General features: G+C 68.1%; 22 protein-coding genes. 16 read left to right on the top strand and 6 right to left on the bottom strand.

Annotation, left to right across the window (positions count from 1 at the left end):
* Positions 1 to 19 precede the first annotated feature (19 nt).
* The 4 genes from fdxA to V6K52_RS05880 all read left to right on the top strand — a co-directional run bounded on the left by fdxA (position 20) and on the right by V6K52_RS05880 (position 3270).
* Positions 20 to 346: a ferredoxin gene (fdxA, locus tag V6K52_RS05865; RefSeq protein ID WP_353952951.1), complete on the top strand. Its 327-nt coding sequence runs from the start codon at positions 20 to 22 to the stop codon at positions 344 to 346.
* Positions 347 to 356: 10 nt separating this feature from the next.
* Positions 357 to 1493 (top strand): succinyldiaminopimelate transaminase, encoded by a 1137-nt coding sequence (gene dapC, locus V6K52_RS05870; RefSeq protein ID WP_353952952.1) that lies wholly within the window; start codon positions 357 to 359, stop codon positions 1491 to 1493.
* Positions 1494 to 1594: 101 nt separating this feature from the next.
* Positions 1595 to 2893 carry a citrate synthase gene (locus tag V6K52_RS05875; protein WP_353952953.1) on the top strand — a complete coding sequence of 433 codons (1299 nt, stop codon included), beginning with the start codon at positions 1595 to 1597 and terminating at the stop codon, positions 2891 to 2893.
* Positions 2893 to 3270 (top strand): hypothetical protein, encoded by a 378-nt coding sequence (locus tag V6K52_RS05880; protein WP_353952954.1) that lies wholly within the window; start codon positions 2893 to 2895, stop codon positions 3268 to 3270. Before V6K52_RS05875 ends, V6K52_RS05880 begins: the two co-directional genes overlap by 1 nt.
* A gap of 130 nt (positions 3271 to 3400) precedes the next feature.
* On the opposite strand, the gene V6K52_RS05885 is transcribed toward V6K52_RS05880, so the two are convergent.
* The 4 genes from V6K52_RS05885 to dapD form a co-directional block, all read right to left on the bottom strand.
* On the bottom strand, positions 3401 to 5767 hold the full coding sequence (locus V6K52_RS05885; protein ID WP_353952955.1) for an MMPL family transporter: 2367 nt from the start codon (positions 5765 to 5767) through the stop codon (positions 3401 to 3403).
* Between the two features lie 79 nt (positions 5768 to 5846).
* The gene (locus tag V6K52_RS05890) at positions 5847 to 6428 is read right to left on the bottom strand and encodes a TetR/AcrR family transcriptional regulator (RefSeq protein ID WP_353952956.1); all 582 of its coding nucleotides are present in this window, start codon (positions 6426 to 6428) and stop codon (positions 5847 to 5849) included.
* Between the two features lie 245 nt (positions 6429 to 6673).
* The gene (locus tag V6K52_RS05895) at positions 6674 to 7555 is read right to left on the bottom strand and encodes a hypothetical protein (RefSeq protein ID WP_353952957.1); all 882 of its coding nucleotides are present in this window, start codon (positions 7553 to 7555) and stop codon (positions 6674 to 6676) included.
* On the bottom strand, positions 7555 to 8478 hold the full coding sequence (gene dapD, locus V6K52_RS05900; protein ID WP_353952958.1) for a 2,3,4,5-tetrahydropyridine-2,6-dicarboxylate N-succinyltransferase: 924 nt from the start codon (positions 8476 to 8478) through the stop codon (positions 7555 to 7557). Before dapD ends, V6K52_RS05895 begins: the two co-directional genes overlap by 1 nt.
* Positions 8479 to 8617: 139 nt before the next feature.
* Between dapD and dapE the strand changes: the two genes are divergently transcribed.
* The 9 genes from dapE to V6K52_RS05945 all read left to right on the top strand — a co-directional run bounded on the left by dapE (position 8618) and on the right by V6K52_RS05945 (position 16903).
* On the top strand, positions 8618 to 9700 hold the full coding sequence (gene dapE / locus V6K52_RS05905) for a succinyl-diaminopimelate desuccinylase (RefSeq protein ID WP_353952959.1): 1083 nt from the start codon (positions 8618 to 8620) through the stop codon (positions 9698 to 9700).
* A gap of 22 nt (positions 9701 to 9722) precedes the next feature.
* Positions 9723 to 10529, top strand: a complete 807-nt coding sequence (locus V6K52_RS05910; RefSeq protein WP_353953724.1) for a TIGR00730 family Rossman fold protein — start codon at positions 9723 to 9725, stop codon at positions 10527 to 10529.
* A gap of 20 nt (positions 10530 to 10549) precedes the next feature.
* The gene (locus V6K52_RS05915) at positions 10550 to 10843 is read left to right on the top strand and encodes a hypothetical protein (protein ID WP_353952960.1); all 294 of its coding nucleotides are present in this window, start codon (positions 10550 to 10552) and stop codon (positions 10841 to 10843) included.
* Positions 10824 to 11240 (top strand): SRPBCC family protein, encoded by a 417-nt coding sequence (locus V6K52_RS05920; protein ID WP_353952961.1) that lies wholly within the window; start codon positions 10824 to 10826, stop codon positions 11238 to 11240. The genes V6K52_RS05915 and V6K52_RS05920 overlap by 20 nt, the downstream gene beginning before the upstream one ends.
* A complete protein-coding gene (locus tag V6K52_RS05925; RefSeq protein WP_353952962.1) occupies positions 11237 to 13354 on the top strand; it encodes a glycosyl transferase in 2118 nt (705 codons plus the stop codon). Before V6K52_RS05920 ends, V6K52_RS05925 begins: the two co-directional genes overlap by 4 nt.
* Positions 13351 to 14652, top strand: coding sequence for a hypothetical protein (locus tag V6K52_RS05930; RefSeq protein WP_353952963.1), 1302 nt, complete (start codon positions 13351 to 13353; stop codon positions 14650 to 14652). Before V6K52_RS05925 ends, V6K52_RS05930 begins: the two co-directional genes overlap by 4 nt.
* A gap of 122 nt (positions 14653 to 14774) precedes the next feature.
* The gene (locus V6K52_RS05935; RefSeq protein WP_082569572.1) at positions 14775 to 14951 is read left to right on the top strand and encodes a DUF3117 domain-containing protein; all 177 of its coding nucleotides are present in this window, start codon (positions 14775 to 14777) and stop codon (positions 14949 to 14951) included.
* Positions 14952 to 15026: 75 nt separating this feature from the next.
* Positions 15027 to 16541: a leucyl aminopeptidase family protein gene (locus tag V6K52_RS05940; protein WP_353952964.1), complete on the top strand. Its 1515-nt coding sequence runs from the start codon at positions 15027 to 15029 to the stop codon at positions 16539 to 16541.
* Positions 16538 to 16903: a hypothetical protein gene (locus tag V6K52_RS05945; protein WP_353952965.1), complete on the top strand. Its 366-nt coding sequence runs from the start codon at positions 16538 to 16540 to the stop codon at positions 16901 to 16903. The genes V6K52_RS05940 and V6K52_RS05945 overlap by 4 nt, the downstream gene beginning before the upstream one ends.
* An 81-nt stretch (positions 16904 to 16984) precedes the next feature.
* On the opposite strand, the gene V6K52_RS05950 is transcribed toward V6K52_RS05945, so the two are convergent.
* Positions 16985 to 17620, bottom strand: a complete 636-nt coding sequence (locus V6K52_RS05950; protein WP_353952966.1) for an O-methyltransferase — start codon at positions 17618 to 17620, stop codon at positions 16985 to 16987.
* A gap of 114 nt (positions 17621 to 17734) precedes the next feature.
* Here V6K52_RS05950 and sigE point away from each other — a divergent pair, with 114 nt between their 5' ends.
* Complete coding sequence (gene sigE, locus V6K52_RS05955) at positions 17735 to 18373, top strand: RNA polymerase sigma factor SigE (RefSeq protein WP_353953725.1); 639 nt, start codon at positions 17735 to 17737, stop codon at positions 18371 to 18373.
* Positions 18374 to 18566: 193 nt separating this feature from the next.
* On the opposite strand, the gene V6K52_RS05960 is transcribed toward sigE, so the two are convergent.
* Entirely contained in the window at positions 18567 to 18914 is a 348-nt protein-coding gene (locus tag V6K52_RS05960) for a hypothetical protein (RefSeq protein WP_353952967.1), read from the bottom strand.
* A 21-nt stretch (positions 18915 to 18935) separates the two neighbouring features.
* Between V6K52_RS05960 and V6K52_RS05965 the strand changes: the two genes are divergently transcribed.
* Together V6K52_RS05965 and V6K52_RS05970 are read left to right on the top strand one after the other, a co-directional pair.
* The gene (locus tag V6K52_RS05965; RefSeq protein WP_353952968.1) at positions 18936 to 20399 is read left to right on the top strand and encodes a trypsin-like peptidase domain-containing protein; all 1464 of its coding nucleotides are present in this window, start codon (positions 18936 to 18938) and stop codon (positions 20397 to 20399) included.
* Between the two features lie 26 nt (positions 20400 to 20425).
* Positions 20426 to 20833 (top strand): Sec-independent protein translocase TatB, encoded by a 408-nt coding sequence (locus V6K52_RS05970; protein WP_353952969.1) that lies wholly within the window; start codon positions 20426 to 20428, stop codon positions 20831 to 20833.
* Positions 20834 to 20907 lie beyond the last annotated feature (74 nt).

Here is a 20907-nt window from a genome sequence, read left to right on the forward strand (position 1 = left end):
CCCGGCATACTATGGCCGCATGACGTACGTGATCGCGCAGCCTTGTGTCGACCTCAAGGACAAGGCCTGCATCGAGGAATGCCCCGTCGACTGCATCTACGAGGGTGAGCGATCGCTCTACATCCACCCCGACGAGTGTGTCGACTGTGGTGCATGTGAGCCGGTCTGCCCTGTCGAGGCGATCTACTACGAGGACGACACCCCGGAGCAGTGGGCCGACTACTACAAGGCCAACGTCGAGTTCTTCGACGACCTCGGCAGCCCTGGTGGCGCGGCCAAGATGGGCCTGATCAACAAGGACCACCCGTTGATTGCGGACCTTCCTCCGCAGTCCCACGACGAGTGATCTGACCTCGTTGCTCCACCTTCCAGACTTTCCTTGGGACTCGCTCGCTCCGGTCAAGGAGCGGGCGAGTTCTGTTGCCACACCTGATGGTCTCGGCCTGGTCGACCTGTCGGTCGGCACCCCCGTGGACCCGACGCCCGAGGTCGTGCAGGCGGCCCTGCGTTCGGCATCGAACGCGCCCGGCTACCCGCAGACCTGGGGCACGCCGGCTCTGCGCGAGGCCGTGGCGACCTGGTTCGCGACTCGTCGCGGAGTGCCCGACGTCAACCCCGATGGGGTCATGCCGACGATCGGCAGCAAGGAGCTCGTGGCCTGGCTGCCGACTCTGCTCGGCCTCGGCGCCGGCGACATCGTCGGTTTCCCTTCAGCGGCCTATCCGACCTATGACGTCGGTGCACGCCTCGTCGGCGCCACTCCGCAGGTCGTCGATGGACTCGCCGCGCTTGGCCCACTCACTCCGTCAACGACGCCAAAACTGCTGTGGCTCAACACTCCTGGCAACCCGACGGGCCAGGTGCTCGGCGTCGAGCACCTCGCCAAGGTCGTCGCCTGGGCTCGGCAGCACGGCGTCATCGTCGCCAGCGACGAGTGCTACGCCGAACTCGACTGGCGCACCGATCGCGGCGGGGCGAGCGCCCCTACGACACCGTCGATCCTCGACCCGCGGGTCACCGGCGGGTCCCACGATGGTCTGCTCTGCGTCTACTCGCTCTCGAAGCAGTCCAACCTGGCGGGCTACCGCGCGGCGTTTGTCGCGGGGGATCCGGGTCTCGTCAACCAGATCCTCGAGGTGCGCAAGCACGCCGGCATGATCGTCCCGTGGCCGGTGCAGGTGGCCCTCACGGCGGCAGTCAGCGATGCAGCCCATGTCGAGAGTCAAAAGGCCGTGTATGCCGCCCGCCGCGAGACCCTGCTCGCAGGGGTCCGAGCGTTCGGACTCGAGATCACGCACAGTGACGCTGGGCTCTATCTCTGGGCGACCGCGGGTGAGGACGCCTGGGTGACGCTCGAGCGGCTGGCCGCACGCGGCATACTCGCCGCTCCCGGCACCTTCTACGGCACCGCCGCCCGACAGCACGTGCGCATCGCGCTCACGGCATCGGACGAGCGGATCCGTGCGGCAGCCGAACGCCTCTCCAGCGAGTGAGCGGACGCACTTTTCGTCGTCGCGGGGGTCTGGGGTAGCGTCAATGGTGCGCGAGCGACGCCCACTGCGACCTCGCCCGAGACGTGAGGATTGAAGACACGATGAGCACAGACGCAGCGGCTGGCGCGACCTTCCAGGTTCGCGACAGGGAACTCAAATTCCCCCTCATCAAGGCCACCGAGGGCAACAACGGATACGACATCTCCACCCTGCTCAAGGAGACCGGCGACACGACGCTCGACATCGGGTTCGTCAACACCGCGTCGTGCAACAGCGCCATCACCTACATCGACGGTGACGCGGGCATCCTGCGCTATCGCGGCTACCCGATCGAGCAGCTTGCCGAGAAGTCGAGCTTCCTCGAGGTGTCCTATCTGCTCGTCTATGGCGAGCTGCCGACCCAGGCCGAGCTCGACGACTTCACTGACCGGGTGCGCCAGCACACGATGCTCCACGAGGACCTCAAGTCCTTCTTCGGCGGTTTCCCGCGCGACGCCCACCCGATGCCCGTCCTGTCGTCTGCGGTCTCGGCCCTGGGCACCTTCTACCAGGACAGCCTCGACCCTTTCGACAAGGAGCAGGTCGAGATCTCGACGATCCGCCTCCTGGCGAAGCTGCCCACCATCGCGGCCTACGCCTACAAGAAGAGCATCGGGCAGCCGTTCCTCTACCCGGACAACGAGCTGTCGCTCACCGAGAACTTCCTCCGCATGACGTTCGGTGTCCCGGCGACGGACTACGACATCGATCCCGACATGGTCAAGGCGCTCGACCAGCTCCTCATCCTGCACGCCGACCACGAGCAGAACTGTTCGACGTCGACCGTGCGCCTCGTCGGATCGGCGCACGCCAACATGTTCAACTCGGTCTCCGCGGGCATCCACGCGCTCTCCGGACCGCTGCACGGTGGCGCCAACTCGGCAGTGCTCGAGATGCTCGACGGAATCCTCAAGAGCGGCGGCGACGTCGACACCTTCGTCAAGAAGGTCAAGAACAAGGAAGACGGCGTCAAGCTCATGGGCTTCGGGCACCGGGTCTACAAGAACTACGACCCTCGCGCCGCGATCATCAAGAAGACGACCGACTCGATCCTGAGCAAGGACGGGGTGCGCGACCCGCTGCTCGACATCGCCCTCAAGCTCGAGCAGGTTGCCCTCGAGGACGACTACTTCATCGAGCGAAAGCTCTATCCCAACGTGGACTTCTACACAGGCCTCATCTACAAGGCGATGGGCTTCCCGACCAAGATGTTCACGGTGCTCTTCGCGATGGGCCGTCTCCCCGGCTGGATCGCCCAGTGGCGCGAGATGATCGAGGACCCCGACACCAAGATCGGTCGCCCCCGGCAGATCTACACCGGTGAGACCGAGCGCGACTACAAGCTCATCACCGGCCGCTGATGCGTCGGCTGGTCGAGACAACGGAGCGCGATGCCGCGCTCCGTTCGGCCAGCGGGGTGGGATGGGTGACGCTGCCCATCGGCCTTGTTCTCGTGATTGCACCCTCGCGGGTCGGTCGCACCCTTGGCTTGGGCGACCATGCTCAGGATCTGCGGGTGATCGGTGCGCTCGACCTTGCTCTGGTTCCTGGCCTGCTCGCTGGTCGTCCCCGTCGGCCGTGGCTTGTGGCGAGAGCCGCGCTGAACCTCGGGATCGCCGCCTACTGCGCGCGGCTCGCGCGTGACGAAGGCTCCAAGGGCGCGCTCGCCGGCGTCGCGGCGATGGCGGCCGCCACCCTTGCCGATTCTCGAACCATCGGTGCATTGGGCAGCATTTAGGTCGACGCCAGCCCCGCAGGGGCGGCTCGCAAACGATGTTCAGCCTCCGGCACACGCGTCACCCGGCGTACGCAAAACCCCCGACCTGCATGGCGCGCAGGTCGGGGGTTTTCGCGTGTATGCCGTGGGGTCAGCTGCGGTGCCGACCTGCGCCGACGAGCTCCTGCTCCTCGGGCTCATCGGACTGATCCGCACCTGGCTCGGACGCTGCTTCGTGAATGGGCTGACCCGGCCGGCCGAGCTTCTGGCCCTCAACGTCGACGTCGGGGAGGATGCGGTCCAGCCAGCGCGGGAGCCACCAGGCCTTGTCGCCCATGAGGTACATGAGCGCGGGGATGAGCGTCATGCGCACGATCACTGCGTCGAAGAAGACAGCTGCCGCGAGGGCGAAGCCGATCGACTGGATGAGCGGCTCGTCCTGGAGCATGAAGGCGGCGAAGACCGAGATCATGATGGCCGCGGCAGCCGCAACCACGCGGGCGCCGTGGCGGAACCCGTCGATGACCGACTCGGGGGCGCTCTCTCCGTGGACGAACGCTTCACGCATGCGGGTCACGAGGAACACCTGGTAGTCCATCGCCAGCCCGAAGACGATCCCGATGACGAGGATCGGCATGAAACTCATGAGTGGTGCGCCGTCGAAGAACCCGCCAACGCCCTCCTGGAACACGAGGACCGTGGCGCCGAGGGTGGCGAGAACGGACAGGAGGAACCCGAGGGTGGCGGTGAGCGGCACGAGGATGGAGCGGAAGACGATCATCAGCAGGATGAACGCCAGTCCCACGACAACGGCGAGGTAGGGCAGCAAGGCGCTCTGCAGCTTCTCGGAGACGTCGGTCTGGATCGCGGTGAGGCCGGTGACACCGACCGTGGTGCCGGTCTGGGCCTCGATGTCAGCGCTGGTGCCCCGCAGGTCATCGAGCAACGTCAGGGTGGCCTCGTCGTCCGGGCCGCTCTTGGGCGTGATGAGCACCTGGGCTCCGGTGCTGTCCTGGTTCATGCCGATGATCTGGGCGTTGGCGACGTCGCTCTGACCGGCGGCCCACGCGACGACCTTCCCGTATGCGGCGGGGCGCTGCTCCGGGTCGCTGATCTGGCGACCGTCGACGACGAGGACGAGCGGGCCCTGGCGGCCGGCACCGAAGGCGTCGGTCATAAGGTCAGCAGCCTTGCGCTGCGTCGTCTCCACCGGCGATGTGGAGTCGGAGGGCAGGGCGAGGTGCATGTCCTTCATGGGGATCGAGAGGGCGCCGAGAATGACGATCGCGAGGACCGCGACGAGTGCGGGTGCGCGGCCCACGAGGCGGGCCCAACGCACACCGTTGTTGACGACCTCTCCCTCGTCGGACTTCTCCTTGCGGACGCGTCCGGCGAAGGCCTTGCCCTTGAGCATGCCGAGGATGGCGGGCGTCAGGGTGAGGGCAATGAGGACCGACACGAAGACAGTCGCGGCGGCGGCCAGGCCCATGGTGGTCAAGAACGGGATCTTGACGAGGGCGAGCGCCGAGAGCGCGATGATCACCGTGAGGCCGGCGAAGACGACGGCCGAGCCGGCCGTGCCGAGAGCGCGCCCGGCAGCCTCTGCCCTGTCATCGGTGTGCCGCAGCTCGCTGCGATAGCGGCTGAGGATGAACAACGCGTAGTCGATCCCGACGGCGAGGCCGAGCATCGTCGCCAGGGTCGGCGTCATCGTGCCGAGCTCCCAGAACGCGGTGGCTCCGACGACGAGCAGGGAGCCGATCCCGACGCCGATGACGGCCGTGATGAGTGGCAGACCGGCGGCGACGAGCGAGCCGAAGGTGAGGATGAGGACCAGGGCTGCGATGGCGATCCCGATGAGCTCGGACGTGCCACCCGGCGGAGCGAAGCTCTGCATTCCGGCGCCGTTGACCTCGGCCGTCAGGCCCTGGTCGCGTGCGGTGTCGACAGCAGCCAGGACAGCATCCTGGGTTGCCGGCTCGACGTCGGTGACTGTCTTGACGTCAAAGGTCCACGTCATCGTGCCGATGCGGCCGTCAGCGCTCAACGGCGAGAGGGCGGCGGCGTTGGCCTCGGCCTGCGCGGCCGGCGTGCCCTGCTCCGTAGCATCCTTGAGCATCTGCTCGCGCTGACCGGCGGCAGCATCAACCGGGTTCACCAACTGGGCTGCGCCGGGCGTGCCCGCGGCGGGCATCTGCGGCAGACCCTTGAGGTCGGCGATGAGGGCGGTGACCTTGGCAGCGTTCGCGGGGTCGGACAGCTTCTGACCTTCCGGCGCCGCGATGACGACCGTGGCGCTGGCCTGGTCGAACGCGTCACCGGTCTGCGGGAAGAGCTCCTGCTGGAGCTGCGCTGCCTGCTCCGACGGGATGCCGGGGATGGAGAACTTGTCGATCATCGGCTTCGAGATCGTCGTTGCGACGCCGCCGATGGCGACGAGCGCGACCAGCCAGGCCGCGATGAAATACGGCCAACGACGGTATGCCGTCCGGCCCAGTCGATAGAGATAAGTCGCCATGGCGAAGCTGCTCCTTGGTGGAGGTGGGTGATGAGAAACCTGAACCGTGCGCGGCCGTGCTCTTTGGGTGCGCGGTCGGTCAGGAGAGGAGGCGGGTGGCTTCGTCGACACCAGCCATGAAGTCTGTGGGGAAGTCGCGGTCCTCGTCGCTGAGGAAAGAGGCCATCGAGTAGTGGAACAGCCCCACGATGATCGCGACCGCGACGTGCGCCCGAGGGTGTCCGGAGGGGAGTCCTTCACGCTGTTCGATGGCCTCACGCACTTGGGTGACCATCTCCTCGAAGCGCTCCTTGGCGGCGGTGATGAGTCGTGGATTGCGCTCGAAGAGGGCGTGGATCCGGTGCCAGTCCTCTCGCGTCGGCTCCTCGCGGGTGTAGATGTGCGTCACGAGGTGCCCGAGGTCGCGAAGCAGATGACCCTCCGGACCGCCAGCGACGAACACCGCCACGTCGTCGGGGCTGATGCAGTCCGGGCTGTCAAGAACGGCTGCTTCCTTGCCGGGGAAGTAGTTGAAGAGCGTCCGCCGAGACACCCCGACCTTTTCGGCGAGCTCATCAAGGGTGAAGCCGTCGAAGCCATGCTCAACCGCCAGCTCCTGCGCGCACCGTGAGATCCGGCGAGAAGTCTGCTCCCGACGCGAAACTGCACTCTCAGCGCTCATAGTGCAAGTTTGCACTCCACAGACCCAAAGTGCAAATCCCACGCCCAGGCCATGGGGGCGAGCGAAAAGCGGCGTGTAGGCGCCGGTTCGCGGTCGGCAGGCTGGAAGGTGAGCCGCCTGGGAGCGTGGATGTGCCGGTTCGCCACTGGCTGGACCTGGCGGGTGGGACTGCGGCGAACCGGCACGTGCACGCGACCCACAAAGGCAAGCGCGCGGCATACGCAAAGGTCGTTGCGAAACGAGCCTCAGGTGAGGTGGAGGATGACCTGCTGGGCGGGGGCGGGGGAGTCGCTGGCCTTCCACTCCCACGCCTCGGAGTCCCGGCTGCGGGTCCAGCGGCGGTCGCCGATCGTGATGCCGGTGATGCCCGTGTCGACAGCCTTGGCGGCCGACCATGACGCGATCGACCACGCGATCTGGTCGTTGGGTGCCTTGATGGTCAGGGTGCCGTCGCCCGCAGTGGGTTTGAGGGCGTACTCGGTGTCGAGGAGTCGGCCGACCAAGGCGACATCAGGCTCTCCCTCGGGGGCGTCGAGGCGGCAGGCAACGCCGCGGGGGGAGTGGCCGGCCAACGCCGAGGCGAGGATGCGGCCCTCTTGCTCATGGTCGGCGTAGGCCTCGGGGTAGGCGCTGCGCTGGACCTCCTGGGCGACAACGGTGATGGTGCCGGACTCCCAGTCCTTGACCTTCACGAGGGCGTCATAGAACTTGTTGGTGGAGTACTCGGGGTCGAGGATCTCTTCGACAGTGCCCCAGCCCTGCGACGGGCGCTGCTGGAACAGGCCCACCGAGTCTCGGTCGCCGTAGCGGATGTTGCGCAGCTTGGACTCCTGGATCGCGGTCGCCAGTGCGATCGTCGCGGCGCGTGCCGGGAGTCCGCGATTCAGGGCGATCGCGGTGATCGTGGCGGCATTGCTCATCTGGTCAGGGTCGAAGTCGACCGAGTTGCCGGCGGCCGTCGCCTGGCACCGCGGGCCGAGAACGCTGTGGAACAGGTTGCGTCCACCGAACCAGGCGCCCAACCCGACCAGCGCGATCAGGCTGAGGATGAGGGCGCGCGCGATCCACCGAGGGCCGCGACGCGGCTGCTCCTCGGCAAGGGTGACTCTGCCGCCGGTCGATCGCATCAGTCGTTGGCGTGGAGAACGGAGTTGAGGACGATGCCGTGGCCGTCGCGCGGGCGCGCCTCCACGGTGCCGGTGACCGAATTGCGCAGGAACAGCAGGTTGGACTGGCCCGAGAGCTCGCTGGCCTTGGTGACCTTGCCGTCGGGGAGGGTCACCTTGGTGCCGGCGGTGACATAGAGCCCCGCCTCGATGACGCAGTCGTCGCCGAGCGCGATGCCCAGGCCCGACTCCGCACCGAGCAGGCAGCGCTGGCCGATCGACACCCGCTCGGTGCCGCCTCCGGAGAGGGTGCCCATCGTCGACGCGCCGCCACCGATGTCGGAGCCGTCACCCACGACGACGCCCTGCGAGATGCGGCCCTCGACCATCGAGGAGCCGAGCGTGCCGGCGTTGAAGTTGACGAAGCCCTCGTGCATGACGGTCGTGCCGCTGGCGAGGTGGGCGCCGAGGCGGACCCGGTCGGCGTCGGCGATCCGCACGCCCGAGGGGACGACGTAGTCCGTCATCCGCGGGAACTTGTCGATGCCGAACACCTGCACCGGTCCGCGGGCCAACAGGGAGAGGCGGGTGAGCTCGAATCCGTCGACGGCACAAGGCCCCTGGCTCGTCCACACGACGTTGGTCAGCGCGCCGAACAGACCATCGAGCGAGATCGAGTTGGGGGCCACAAGACGGTGCGAGAGCAGGTGCAGGCGAAGCCACGCGTCGGCGGGGTCGGCCGGTGCGGTGTCGAGGTCGATCTGGACCAGGCGCACCTCGCGCGTCACGCCACGAGCATCGTCGGACACGGCCAGCGCGGACAGTCCACCTGGCTCCTGCGCGTCGCCCGCGTCGCCCAGTCCGGGTGCGGGGAACCAGACGTCGAGGACGCTGTCGCCGTGAAGGGTGAGGAGGCCGAAGCCGTGTGCGGTGCGCGCGGTCATGACGCCAAGCCTAGGGCCCGCCCCTAGGCTCCCAGCATGCCCTTCCCCCGTGTGCCGATCCGTGCAGGTCAGCCACCCATGGGCCTCCTGGCAGGGCCGTCGATCGGGACGTCGATCGGGCCTCGGTAGGGTCTCGCGTATGCCGCTCGACCTCACTGCCGATGTAGTCACCCTCACCGCTGCGCTCTGCGACATCGAGTCGGTGAGCCTTGACGAGGGCGCCGTCTGCGATGCGATCGAGGAGGCGCTGCGACCGCTCGAGCACCTCACGGTCACACGGATCGGCAACACCGTCATCGCCCGCACCGAGCTCGGCCACGACGAACGAGTGGTCCTCGCGGGCCACATCGACACCGTGCCGCTCACCGATCCAAAGAACCTGCCGACCAAGCGGCTCCCCGGCGGCGAGGGCGAGGGTGAAGTGCTCTGGGGTCGCGGCACCGTTGACATGAAGGGTGGCGTGGCCGTCCAATTGCGTCTCGCTGCAACAGTTCCTGCGCCCAGCCGCGACGTGACCTACGTCTTCTACGAAGGCGAAGAGATCGAGAGCGAGTTCAACGGACTGCTCCACGTCCAGCAGCAGCAGCCCGACCTCATCGAGGACGCTGACTTCGCCGTCCTCCTCGAGCCGACCGGTGCCATCGTCGAGGGTGGATGCAAGGGCACGCTCCGCATCGACCTCACGACCAAGGGTGCGGCCGCCCACTCGGCGCGACCGTGGAACGGCCACAACGCCATCCACGACGCGGCCGAGATCCTCAGCCGCCTCACGGCATACGAGACCAAGACCGTGATGGTCGACGGACTCGAGTATCGCGAGGCCCTCAACGCGGTCAACATCTCCGGAGGCATCGCCGGCAACGTCATCCCCGACCGCTGCACCGTGAGCGTCAACTACCGCTACGCGCCCGACACGAGCGAGGAGCAGGCGGTCGCGCACATGCACGAGGTCTTCGACGGGCTCACCTTTGAGATCACCGACAACGCCGGGGGAGCGCGCCCGGGTCTCGACCTGCCCGCCGCCAAGGCGTTCGTCGAGGCGCTCGGCGTCGAGGTCATCGCCAAGCAGGGGTGGACCGACGTCGCCCGCTTCCAGGCGATGGGTCTGCCGGCCGTGAACTTCGGCCCGGGTGACCCCAATCTTGCCCACCACGACGAAGAGCGCTGTCCCATCGACCAACTCGTGTCGTCCGAGGCCGCCATGCTCAGATGGCTCGCCTAGGTTGGTTCCCGTGAGTGATGCAATGGCTGATTCAGCGACTGATGCGTCGAAGCCCTGGGATGCGACGCAGGACTACTACAAGGGTCCGATCGTCATGCGGCGCTCCAAGGTGCCCGACGAGACGACCGACCAGCGGCTGCTCGACAGCAACGGTTCGGCTGACTTCATCCACACGGATCCGTGGCGGGTCCTGCGGATTCAGGCTGAGTTCGTCGAGGGCTTCGGTGCGCTCGCGGACCTCGGCCCGGCCGTAAGTGTCTTCGGCTCGGCCCGCACCAAGGCCGAAGACCCGACCTACGAGCTGGGCGAGCGCGTCGGTGCTGCTCTCGTCGAAGCCGGGTATGCCGTGATCACCGGTGGCGGCCCCGGCGCCATGGAGGCGGCCAACAAGGGCGCGTGCGAGGCGGGCGGCACGTCGGTCGGCCTCGGCATCGAGCTGCCCTTCGAGACAGGCCTCAACGAGTACGTCGACCTCGGTGTGAACTTCCGCTACTTCTTCGCCCGCAAGACGATGTTCGTCAAGTACGCCCAGGGGTTCATCGTCCTGCCCGGCGGCTTCGGGACCCTCGACGAACTCTTCGAGGCGATCACCCTCGTGCAGACCCAGAAAGTCACGTCGTTCCCGATCATCCTCATGGGGACGGCCTACTGGCAGGGGCTCATCGACTGGCTGCAGTCGTCGGCGATGACCGCGGGGACCATCAGCGCCAAGGACCTCGCGCTGGTCACGCTGACCGATGACGTCGAGGAGGCCGTTGCGGCCATCGTCGCGTCCGACCGGGCCAACGCACCGGACGTGCCGGAGGGCACGGGCACTCACGCCGAGTGAGCGCCGCCTAGGATCGCGACGTGGAATGGGTTGCCCTCGGACTTCTCGCCGTCGCCGTCATCGCGGTCACGGCGCTACTGGCGACGGGTCGGCTCGATGTCCTGACCCTGGCCGACGCCACGTCAACCACACCGCCGCTCGAGCTCCCGCAGACTGTCACCGCCGCTGACGTCGACGGGTTGAGTGTGGGCACGACGCTCTACGGCTACGCGCCGGCCGAGGTCGACGCCGCCCTCGACGCCCGTCGCGACCGTCTCGCGGAGCAGGAGAGCGCCCTCGCGGAGGCGGATGGTCATGTTCACCCTGACGCGTGAGTCGCCGCTACCACCGGCGGAGGTGTGGCGACGGGTCGCGGCCCTCGAGGGGCACACCGAGACCGTGCCGCTGACCACGACGATCGCTTCCGGTGAGCCAGCCCTGGGGTGGCAGTTCACGGTGCGCACCGCACTCGGGCCATTTCGCTTCGACGACACCATGGTGGTCGACGCATGGGACCCCCCTCGGCAGTGGCGGATTCGCAAGACCGGTCGACTTTCCGGTTGGGCCGAGGTCGTCGTGATTCCGTATGCCGGTGGGTCCCGTCTGTCGTGGACCGAGGAGCTGTGGATCGGGTCGCGCGGATTGCGGCGTCTCACGACCCGAGTCGGCGATGTCGTGGGCCCGCTGCTCTTTGGCCGGGTCGTCGACCGCCTCGTGGCGGTGGGCCCGTGAAGTGGTCGCTGCTCCTCAGTATCCCGGTGGTCCTGTGCGCACTGGCGCTGGCTTGGGTGGTGTCCCGACGTCATGGGGCCGGCGTCGAGCAACGCAGCAACGGGTTCGGGGACGACCGGGACGGGTTCCGGCTGCAGCTCATCGGATACCCGACGGAGCGCGTCGACGAGGTCCTTGAGCGCCTCGACGCCCAGATAGCGCTCAACAACGCCCGCCTGCGCAGCTCTCTCCCCGTGGCGTCTGCGGAAATGGTCGCTGGAACCGCCACAGCCGCAGACGCAACCGAAGGAGTGACACGTGTCCCCTCCATTGCGTCTGCGGATTCGGTGGATAGAGCAGCCATCTCCGCAGACGCAAGGACTCCAGCGCCGGTGGTGAGATGGGGGTGGGTGGACCTGGCGGTGATCGCGGCCTACCTCGGCACCGCGCTCCACGTCCTGCGCAATCTCGTCGGCCGCATGTCCACCGGATACCTCTCACAGGGGGTGCAGGACCATCAGGCCTTCGAGTGGTACTTCGGGGCGTCGGCCCACAACGTGGCGACCCTGTCGAACCCCCTCTTCAGTGACCGTCAGAACTTCCCCGACGGCGTCAACCTCATGGCCAACGCCGCCGTCACCGGCCTCGGCATCCCGCTCGCACCACTCACGCTCGCCACGAGCGCCCACGTCACGTTCTTCGTCGTCGAGCTGCTCGGACTGGCGGGCACGGCCGCGGCCTGGTTCTGGTTCTTCCGTCGACGCGGCCTCGGGCGGACGGCCGCTGCCGTAGGTGGCTGGTTCGTCGGGTTCGCCCCCGCGATGGTGTCGCACGCCAACGGCCACCCCAATTTCGTCGCCCTCTTCCTGATCCCGGTGATCATCGACCGGACTCTGCGACTGGCCGAGGGGGGCCGACGCATCCGTGACGGCGTGGTCCTTGGGCTCCTGGTGACGTGGCAGGTCTTCATCGGTGAGGAACCGTTGCTGCTCGCGGCCGTCGGCATGCTGATCGCTGGCCTCATCCTCGTCGCGCACCGTCGGATCCACCTCGCGCGCGCGCTCCCCGGGATCGGGATCGGCGCGGCCCTCTGTCTCGTCATCGTGGCCGTGCCTCTCTGGTGGCAGTTCGCTGGCCGGCAGAGCTACACCTCCATCTATCACCCGCCCGGGGGCAACGACCTCGCGGCGCTCTGGGGTCGTGCGACGAGGACCTTCGGCGCCGATCCCTGGGCCTCGGCGGCACTCTCGATGAACCGCACCGAGGAGAACGCCTTCTTCGGGGTCCCGCTCTGGTTGCTCGCCGCGCTCATCGTGCTCGCGCTCCTTCGCCGCCCTGTCGTGCAGGCGCTCGCAGCAGTCGTCGTCATCACCTCCTGGCTCTCGCTGGGAGAAGAGGTGCTGCTGAGGGGCCAGCCCACCGGCATACCCAGTCTGTGGGCACTGTTCGACGAACTGCCCGTTCTCGAGAACGTCCTGCCCACCCGCTTCGTCATGATCGCCGTCCCTGCACTCGCGGGCCTGCTCGCGATCGGCATCGACGCCGCGATGAAGGCGTCCCCGCTCGGCCGGGACGACGCCGAAGAGCTCGACCTGGCGGCGTGGCCACGGTTTGGCGGATGGATCGTGACGGCAGCGGCAGTGGTGGCGTTGCTGCCAGTCCTGCCGACCTCTCTCCAGGTCGACCCTCGTCCTGTCGTACCGACCTTCTTCACCGGCGACGCGTGGCGCGACTGGAGCCATGGTGGCTCCATCCTCGCGGTGCCGCCGACGGACATCGTCGACGCGCGGGCCTTCGACTGGCAGCTCGCGGCCGACACCATGGACTTCCCCATCGTGGAAGGCTATTTCGTGGGCCCCAACGGCCAACCAGACCGTGGCGGACAGTACGGCGCGGCGCGACGGCCGTTGTCGCTGTGGCTCTATGACGTGAACGCGGCCAACGTCGTGACGCCCGCAACCGAGGGCCAGCGTCTCCAGTTCGCGCAGGACCTTCGAGCCTGGCGCACCGACACGGTCGTCCTCCCGATGCGTGCCCAGACCACTGCGTTGCGTGACTCTCTCGTCACGGTGCTCGGGGAGCCGGTGCAGGTCGAGGACGTGCTCGTGTGGGATGTGCGGGAGTTCCGGTCGTGAGTGCCGTGACGCGGCCGGCCACCGCCGCGCCGCCGGCCTCGCGCTCCGTCCTCACCAGCGCCGGGCGCTCACACCTGACCGCTCTCGCCCTGGCCCATCCGGTCCGGACGATCCTCCTGGTCTATGTCGTGTCCCGGCTCGTCGCCCTCGCCGCGATGTGGGTGGCGGCCACGTGGTTCCAGAACCCGGCAGGGGTGGGACACCTCGACCCGACGGTCGGTGACCTCATCGGACTCTGGGACGGCAAGTGGTACGAAACCATTGCGACACAGGGTTATCCGGTTCCGCTGCCCGCCGACCCCCTCACCGGCAAGCTCACCTACAGCGCCTGGGCGTTCTATCCGCTCTTCCCCTTCATCGTCAAGGGGCTCATGGCAGTCGGCATCCCCTTCACGGTGGGGGCGGTCGGGCTCAACGTCGTCCTCGGCGGTGTCGGCGCGGTGCTCATCTGGGCACTCTTCCGCCACGGACTGCACGCCGATCCTCAGCCGGGGCGCGAGCGGCTTGCCCTCGTGGCCGCGTGCCTCTGGTGCTTCTATCCGGCGACCGGGGTGATGCTCAAGGCCTACACGGAGCCGCTGGCGGTCGTGCTCGTCGCCGCATCACTGCTCTATTTGATGAGACGCAGGTATGTCCTCGTCGCTGTCCTGGCCGTCCCGCTCGGCTTCACGCGTGGTGTGGCCGCAGCCATGGGTTGCGCAGCGCTCATCCACCTCATCGTGCGGATCCGAGAGGACCGGGCGGCCGGTGTCGCGCCCCTGCGTGGCCAGCGGTCGGCGGCGACGCTGATGCTCGTCGTCACGGGCCTCTCGGGCATCGCCTGGCCGGTCGTCGTCGGTGTCGTCAGCGGCATACCGACGGCCTTCTTCGACGTCCAGGAGGCCTGGGGACAGAAGCCTGCGTCGGGCCCGTTCGTCCTCTGGCTGCAGTGGGCGTGGGATGCCCGCGGTCTTGTCGGTGTGGGGGTCCTCGTGGCCCTGTGTGGCACCTACATCACCCTCATCCTCGGTCGGCACGGTCGTTGGATCCCTGTGGAAGTGCGCGCCTGGGCGGTGGCCTACCCGCTCTACCTCTTTGCTGTCGTCCGACCGATCACGAGCATGTGGCGCTTCCTGCTCCTCGACTTCCCCCTCGCCGCGTTGCTCGCGAGTGTCGCGATGCGGACGTCGACGGGGGAACGCATCGTCACGCACTGGCGCTGGCGCGTGGCGGTCCTGCTCGTGCCCATTCTCGCGGGTTTGGTGTGGTGGACCTGCGCCCTGCTCACCTTCACGCCATGGGGGTCGAGAACGCCGTGAGCGACCCCGGATTTCGTTCAGACCTCACCTGAAGGAATAATGGTTCGGGATACCGGTGCGCCAACGCCGGGATGTGAATACGTGACGCACGACTGTGCGCCGCGGCAACGAAGGGAACACCCATGGCGGCAATGAAGCCCAGGACGGGCGACGGCCCTCTCGAGGTCACCAAGGAGGGTCGCGGCATCGTGCTCCGCATGCCCCTGGAGGGTGGTGGCCGTCTCGTCGTCGAGATGACTCCGGACGAGGTGCGAGCGTTGGGTCAGGCCATCGACGACTGTGAGGCACTCAAGAAGTGACTCGTCGACTCTGACGTGTTGAGAGGGCCCCCACCGACATGGTGGGGGCCCTCTCGGCGTCGTAGGGTCGAGTCCGTGCCCATCGAAGATCTCCTTGCCCCGACCCTGCCCGCCTGGACCGCAGCCGACGGGCCCCTCGCCGATGTCCTCGCCGATCTCGACCCGGACGACCTCGCGCTCGTGGTCGGCGTGGCGGACGGTGACGATCCTTGGGAGCCGCGAGTGCGGCAGGCGCTCGCAACTGCGGGCTTCGACCCGGACGAGCTGATCGAGACCCACGAACCCAAGACGTCGGTCGGCTCCACGACCGTGGTGCGTATGCCGCGCGGAGACCAGGCTGCCCGCCTGGTCGTCCTCGTCGGGCTGGGGGAGGGCGGGTCCCGGGATCTGCGCCTCGCCGGCGCGGCGGCGGGCCGGGCCACCCGAGGACGCGGCCAGGTCGTGGTCCTGGCGCCGTCGGCTGACGAAGCCGGACAGGCAGCCTTCGTCGAGGGTGCGGTGCTCGGAGGATGGGCGCCAGCCCGGTTCACGGGTGGGACCTGGACGGCCGGCGCCGACGTCGCGACGGCGGTCGTCCTCGTCGACGCCGAGTCCGACGTCGTCGAGCGCGCGGTCCGAAGGGCCGGTGCCAGCTTGTTGGCCCGCAACCTCGCCAACACCCCCTCCAACATCAAGAACCCGGCCTGGATGGCACGGCAGGCTCGCACGGTGGCCTCACGCAACGGTCTGGATGTCCGGGTGTGGGACGAAAAGGCCCTCGCGGCAGACGGATTCGGCGGTCTGCTCGCGGTGGGTGGCGGGTCCGTGACGCCGCCGAGGCTCGTCCAACTCGGCTACGCCCCCGCGGGCGCCGACGCCACGACACCGCACGTCGTCCTCGTCGGCAAGGGCATCACGTTCGACTCCGGCGGCCTGCAGGTGAAGCCTGCCGACGGCATGCTCGCGATGAAGACCGACATGTCCGGATCGGCCATCGTGCTGGCCGTCCTCGCGGCCTGCCGCGACCTCGACGTGCCCGTCAGGGTGACCGGCCTGCTGGCGCTCGCCGAGAACATGATGAGCGGGGCGGCATACCGGCCCGGTGACGTTGTGACTCACTTCGGTGGGATGACCACCGAGATCGGCAACACCGACGCTGAGGGGCGCATCGTCCTGGCCGACGCGTTGGCCTATGCCGACGCCGAGCTCGATCCTGACGTGCTCATCGACATCGCGACCCTCACCGGCGCGGCCCGGGTCGCGCTGGCCCGCACGATGGCGCCGGTCTTTGCCGCCGACGCGGATCTCTCGTCCCAGCTGCGTGCGGCCGGTGAGACAGCAGGTGAGACGCTCTGGCCCTTCCCGCTCGTGCAGGCCTACCGTCGAGCACTGGAGTCCGACGTGGCAGATATCAACCACATTGGGCCCTCGGTCGGAGGCGGGTCGATCACCGCAGCACTCTTCCTACGTGAGTTCGTGGGAGAGCGCCGCTGGGCCCACCTCGACATCGCCGGCCCAGGCCGTTCCGATGTCGACTCCGGAGTCCACGGCAAGGGTGGGACGGGGTTCGGTGCACGTCTTTTGCTGCGATGGTTGGAAGGTCTGCGATGAACGCCGGATACGGACTGGCAGTGCGCTGGTCGCTCGAGGACGCCCCCGAGAACGCGGCGGACCTGTTGCGTGAGTACGTCGTCGGGACATCGATCGCCCGCTTCATGTTCCTCGACGGGCTCGCCTTCAAGGTGTGGCGCATGCGCGAGGGCGAGTGGTTCGAGGGCACCTACGTCTTCGACACTGAGCAGGAGCGCAAGGTCTTCCGCGAGGAGTTCGAAGTGACCGCCGCCGAGTCCAAGGGATCCGAGCTCATCGGCTCATCGCCGATCTCCATCGAGGACTTTGAGGTCGTGGCGATCGCCGAGGGGCCGGCCGGCTTCCGTCGCGGCGCTGGCCCGCGCGTCGACGCCCACGCCTGAGGCTACGACTTATTGCGACTTCGCACAGTTGCGAGCCCAGCGAGCGACTGTGCGAAGTCGCAATAAGTCGTTCAGAGGGCGTCAGCGCTTGACGGCCAGGAGCAGACCGTCGCTGACGGGCAGCAGTGCGGGCAGGAGTTCGTCGTTGTCGCGCAGGGACTTGCCCAGGTCACGCAGCGTGCTCGTGTCACTGTCACGCGCAGCCGGGTCGGCGACCTTGTCGTGCCAGAGCATGTTGTCGAGGGCGAGCACGCCACCGCTGCGCAGCAGCCGGATCCCGTGCTCGACGTAGGCCGGGTAGCTCGCCTTGTCGGCGTCGATGAGCACCATGTCGTAGGCGCCATCGGTCATGCGGGGCAGGACATCGGTGGCGCGCCCGGAGATGACGCGGGTGCGCTGCGTGGGATAGCCCGCGGCGACGTAGGCCTCACGTGCGGCCTTCTGGTGCTCCGGTGAGATGTCGATCGTCGTGAGGACGCCGTCCTGCGGCATCCCGGCGAGGAGCCACAGCCCTGATGTGCCCGCGCCCGTGCCGACCTCGATGACGTGCTTGGCGCCGATGGCCGCGGTGAGCAGTCGCAGCGTCGCACCGGCACCGGTGCCGACCGGAGTCGCGGCGTCAAAGGCCAAGCCGCGGGCTCGTGCCTGCTCGATGATCTCGGGCTCCGGGACGAAGTCCTCGGCGTACGACCAGCTCGCGGGTTTGAGGGTGCTCATGAGCGGCAACCCTACTCGCGCGTGAGCACGCGCAAGGACTCACAGGCGGCATACAGGATCTTCAGGAACATTTCCCGGCTCCGGCGCGTAGACACCTATGACATGAGCAGCCATGTGGGCACTGAGCAGGGGATGACGATGACGAGCGATGCAGGTGCGGCCACTGGGGAGTGGACGCCGCCGACGTGGGAGCAGATCGTCGAGGAGCACTCCGCTCGCGTCTATCGTCTGGCCTACCGCCTCACCGGCAACGTGCACGACGCCGAGGATCTCACCCAGGACGTCTTCATCCGCGTCTTCCGGTCGCTGCACACCTATCGCCCCGGCACGTTCGAGGGCTGGTTGCACCGCATCACGACCAACGTCTTCCTCGACAAGATGCGTCGCAAGCAGCGCATCCGCTTCGACGCCCTCTCCGACGAGTCGGCCGCCCGGTTGCCGGCGCGTGAGGCGGGGCCTGAGCAGACCTTTGCTGACACGCACTTCGACGACGACGTGCAGCGCGCCCTCGACTCCCTCGCGCCCGACTTCCGTGCAGCGGTCGTCCTCTGTGACATCGAGGGCCTGTCCTACGAAGAGATCGCGGCCACGCTCGACATCAAGCTCGGCACCGTCCGTTCCCGTATCCACCGCGGACGCGCACAGTTGCGCGAGGCGCTGGCCCACCGAGCCCCCGAGGTGCGCGCTGCAGCGTCCACTGCCTCCACGCCACGGCTCCCCGGCGTCCTGACGCCAGCGCGAGGTGCTGTGTGATCCACCTGTCGCGTCCCTCTCGCTGCCGCCTGGACGAGCTCCCCGACTACGTGTCGGGACAGTTGTCGGCGCAGCGCACCCTGGACTGGGACCGACACCTCATCTCGTGCGTGAACTGCCAGCATGCCGTCGCCGGCGAGCGTCGCCTCCAGACGCTCCTCTCATCGGGATGCCCTTCGATGCCTGGCAGCCTTCACGCCCAACTCGTCGCGCTCGCTTCGTCAATGACCGGACCGGCCATGGCCCAGACAAGCGAGCGCGCACCACTTGAGATGGTGGCGCCGTCAGCGCCACCCGCCCATCGCAGCCCCCTGCGGTCTGCGGCCATGGCGACGGCTGCTGCTGGCGCCACCGCTGCGGTCGCCTGGACGCTCACGATCGCCGGGACGGGCGCAGTCACCACCACCGTCACATCGGTCGGTGGAGCGTCCCCGATGGTGCGGCCGAGCGTCGGCAGCCCCACCCCATCCATGAGCGGCACGAGGGTCCGCAGTGTCTCCACTGGGTGGACGAGCAGCACCTCAGTTCGGAACCTTGTCATCTGCGAGGCAGAATCGAGGGCATGACCGAGGACAGCGCACGCCGCGACGAGGCCGGGCAACCACCCGTCGATCCGTCGGAGACCCAAGAGGTCGATCTCAGCCGCACCCAGGAGATCGGCCCCCCTCCGGGCCAGCCGCCCTTGCTCCCGCAGGAGCCGGCTCACGAGCCGCAGCAGGAGCCGAGCCGCCCATCGGCGTGGGCCGACAGCACCTGGGCGCCCGATGGTGGCACCCGCTCCCAGAGCACGCCGCAGGAGTGGCACGCCGGTGAGACCCCGGCATACGCGCAGAGCACGGCTGGCTACCCGGCATACACACAGAATGCGTATGCCGCGTCAGCGGCTCCCAGCGGAAGTGCACCTACGACCAAGCGCGGTCCGGGCTGGTTCGGTGTCTTCCTCATTGCCGGTCTTGCGGCCCTGCTCGCCGGCCTCGGTGGCGGTCTCCTCGGCGGTTGGCTGGGCGCCACCGACCCTTTTGACGGCCTTGACCTACCCAACGCAGGCTCCACCGGGCCGACGCCCGAAGCCGGACCGGGAGCGACGACGCGCCCCGACGGTTCGGTCGCCAACATCGCCGCCAAGGCGATCCCGAGTGTCGTGACGATCCGGGTCGAAGCCGGTGAAGGTGACGGCACGGGTTCGGGCTGGGTCCTTGACGACAAGGGCCACATCGTCACCAACAACCACGTCGTCTCTGCCGCCGCGAGCGGCGGGAAGATCACGGTCGTCCTCACGAACGGCAAGCAGGCCACGGCCACCATCGTCGGGCGCGACGTGTCCTACGACCTCGCCGTCCTCAAGGTCAACCGCACCGATCTCACCCCGTTGCCGCTCGGCGACTCGAGCAAGGTCGTCGTCGGTGACCCGGTCATCGCCGTGGGTGCACCGCTCGGGCTCGAGTCGACCGTGACGACCGGCATCGTCTCGGCGCTCAACCGGCCCGTGACCCCCGGAGAGGCCGACGACCAGTCGTTCATCAACGCGATCCAGACCGACGCCGCGATCAACCCGGGCAACTCCGGTGGGCCGCTCCTAGACATGCAGGGGCGCGTCATCGGCGTCAACTCGGCGATCGCCCGCGTCGCAGGCACGGCCATCGGCGGCCAGAGCGGCAACATCGGCGTCGGGTTCGCGATCCCCAGCGCCCAGGTCCAGACCACGGTCGACCAGCTCATCCGCACGGGCAAGGCCGAGCACCCGATCATCGGGGTGCTGCTCGACCGTGAGTACCAGGGCGAGGGCGTCCGCATCGCCACGGACTCCGGCGACACACCCGCTGTCACCCCCAACGGACCTGCAGCCAAGGCAGGGCTCAAGGCCGGCGATGTCATCACGGCGTTCGAGGGCCGACCCATGATCGACCCCGATGCACTCGTTGTCGCGATCCGGTCCAAGCCGGTCGGATCGACCGTCACCCTGACCGTGCTGCGCGACGGCAAACCCCGGGATGTCAAGATGGTGCTCCAGGGCAGAAGCGACTGACCGATGCCCCACGAGGAGGCCCCGCGGTGATCCCAGGAATCAATGGTTGGGAGTTCATTCTCCTCGCCCTCATCGCGGTCTTCGTCCTTGGTCCCGAACGGTTGCCCGGCTATGCCGCGAAGCTCGCCCAACTCATCAGGAAGGCCCGCGGCATGGCCGAGGGCGCCAAGGGGCAGCTCAAGGACCAGCTCGGTCCCGAGTACAACGACATCAACTGGCGCCAGTACGACCCGCGTCAGTACGACCCCCGTCGGATCGTGCGCGAGGCCCTCATCGAGCCCCTCGAGGATGCTGCGTCAGGCCTGAAGTCGAACGGAAACAACCCCGACATGGGTGAGGTCGACGTTCTCGACGAGGGTGCGCTGCACCTCGGGTCGGACTCGGGCAGCTGGGACCCGCTGCGCCCGACGCCCTACGACGTCGACGCCACCTAGGACTCGAAACTCACGACGACCTGGATTGTGCGGTGTGCGCGTTTGCGACGAAGGAGCAACTGAGCGTGCACCGC

It is taken from the genome of Knoellia sp. S7-12 (assembly GCF_040518285.1).
In the GTDB taxonomy this organism is placed as follows: Bacteria; Actinomycetota; Actinomycetes; order Actinomycetales; family Dermatophilaceae; genus Knoellia.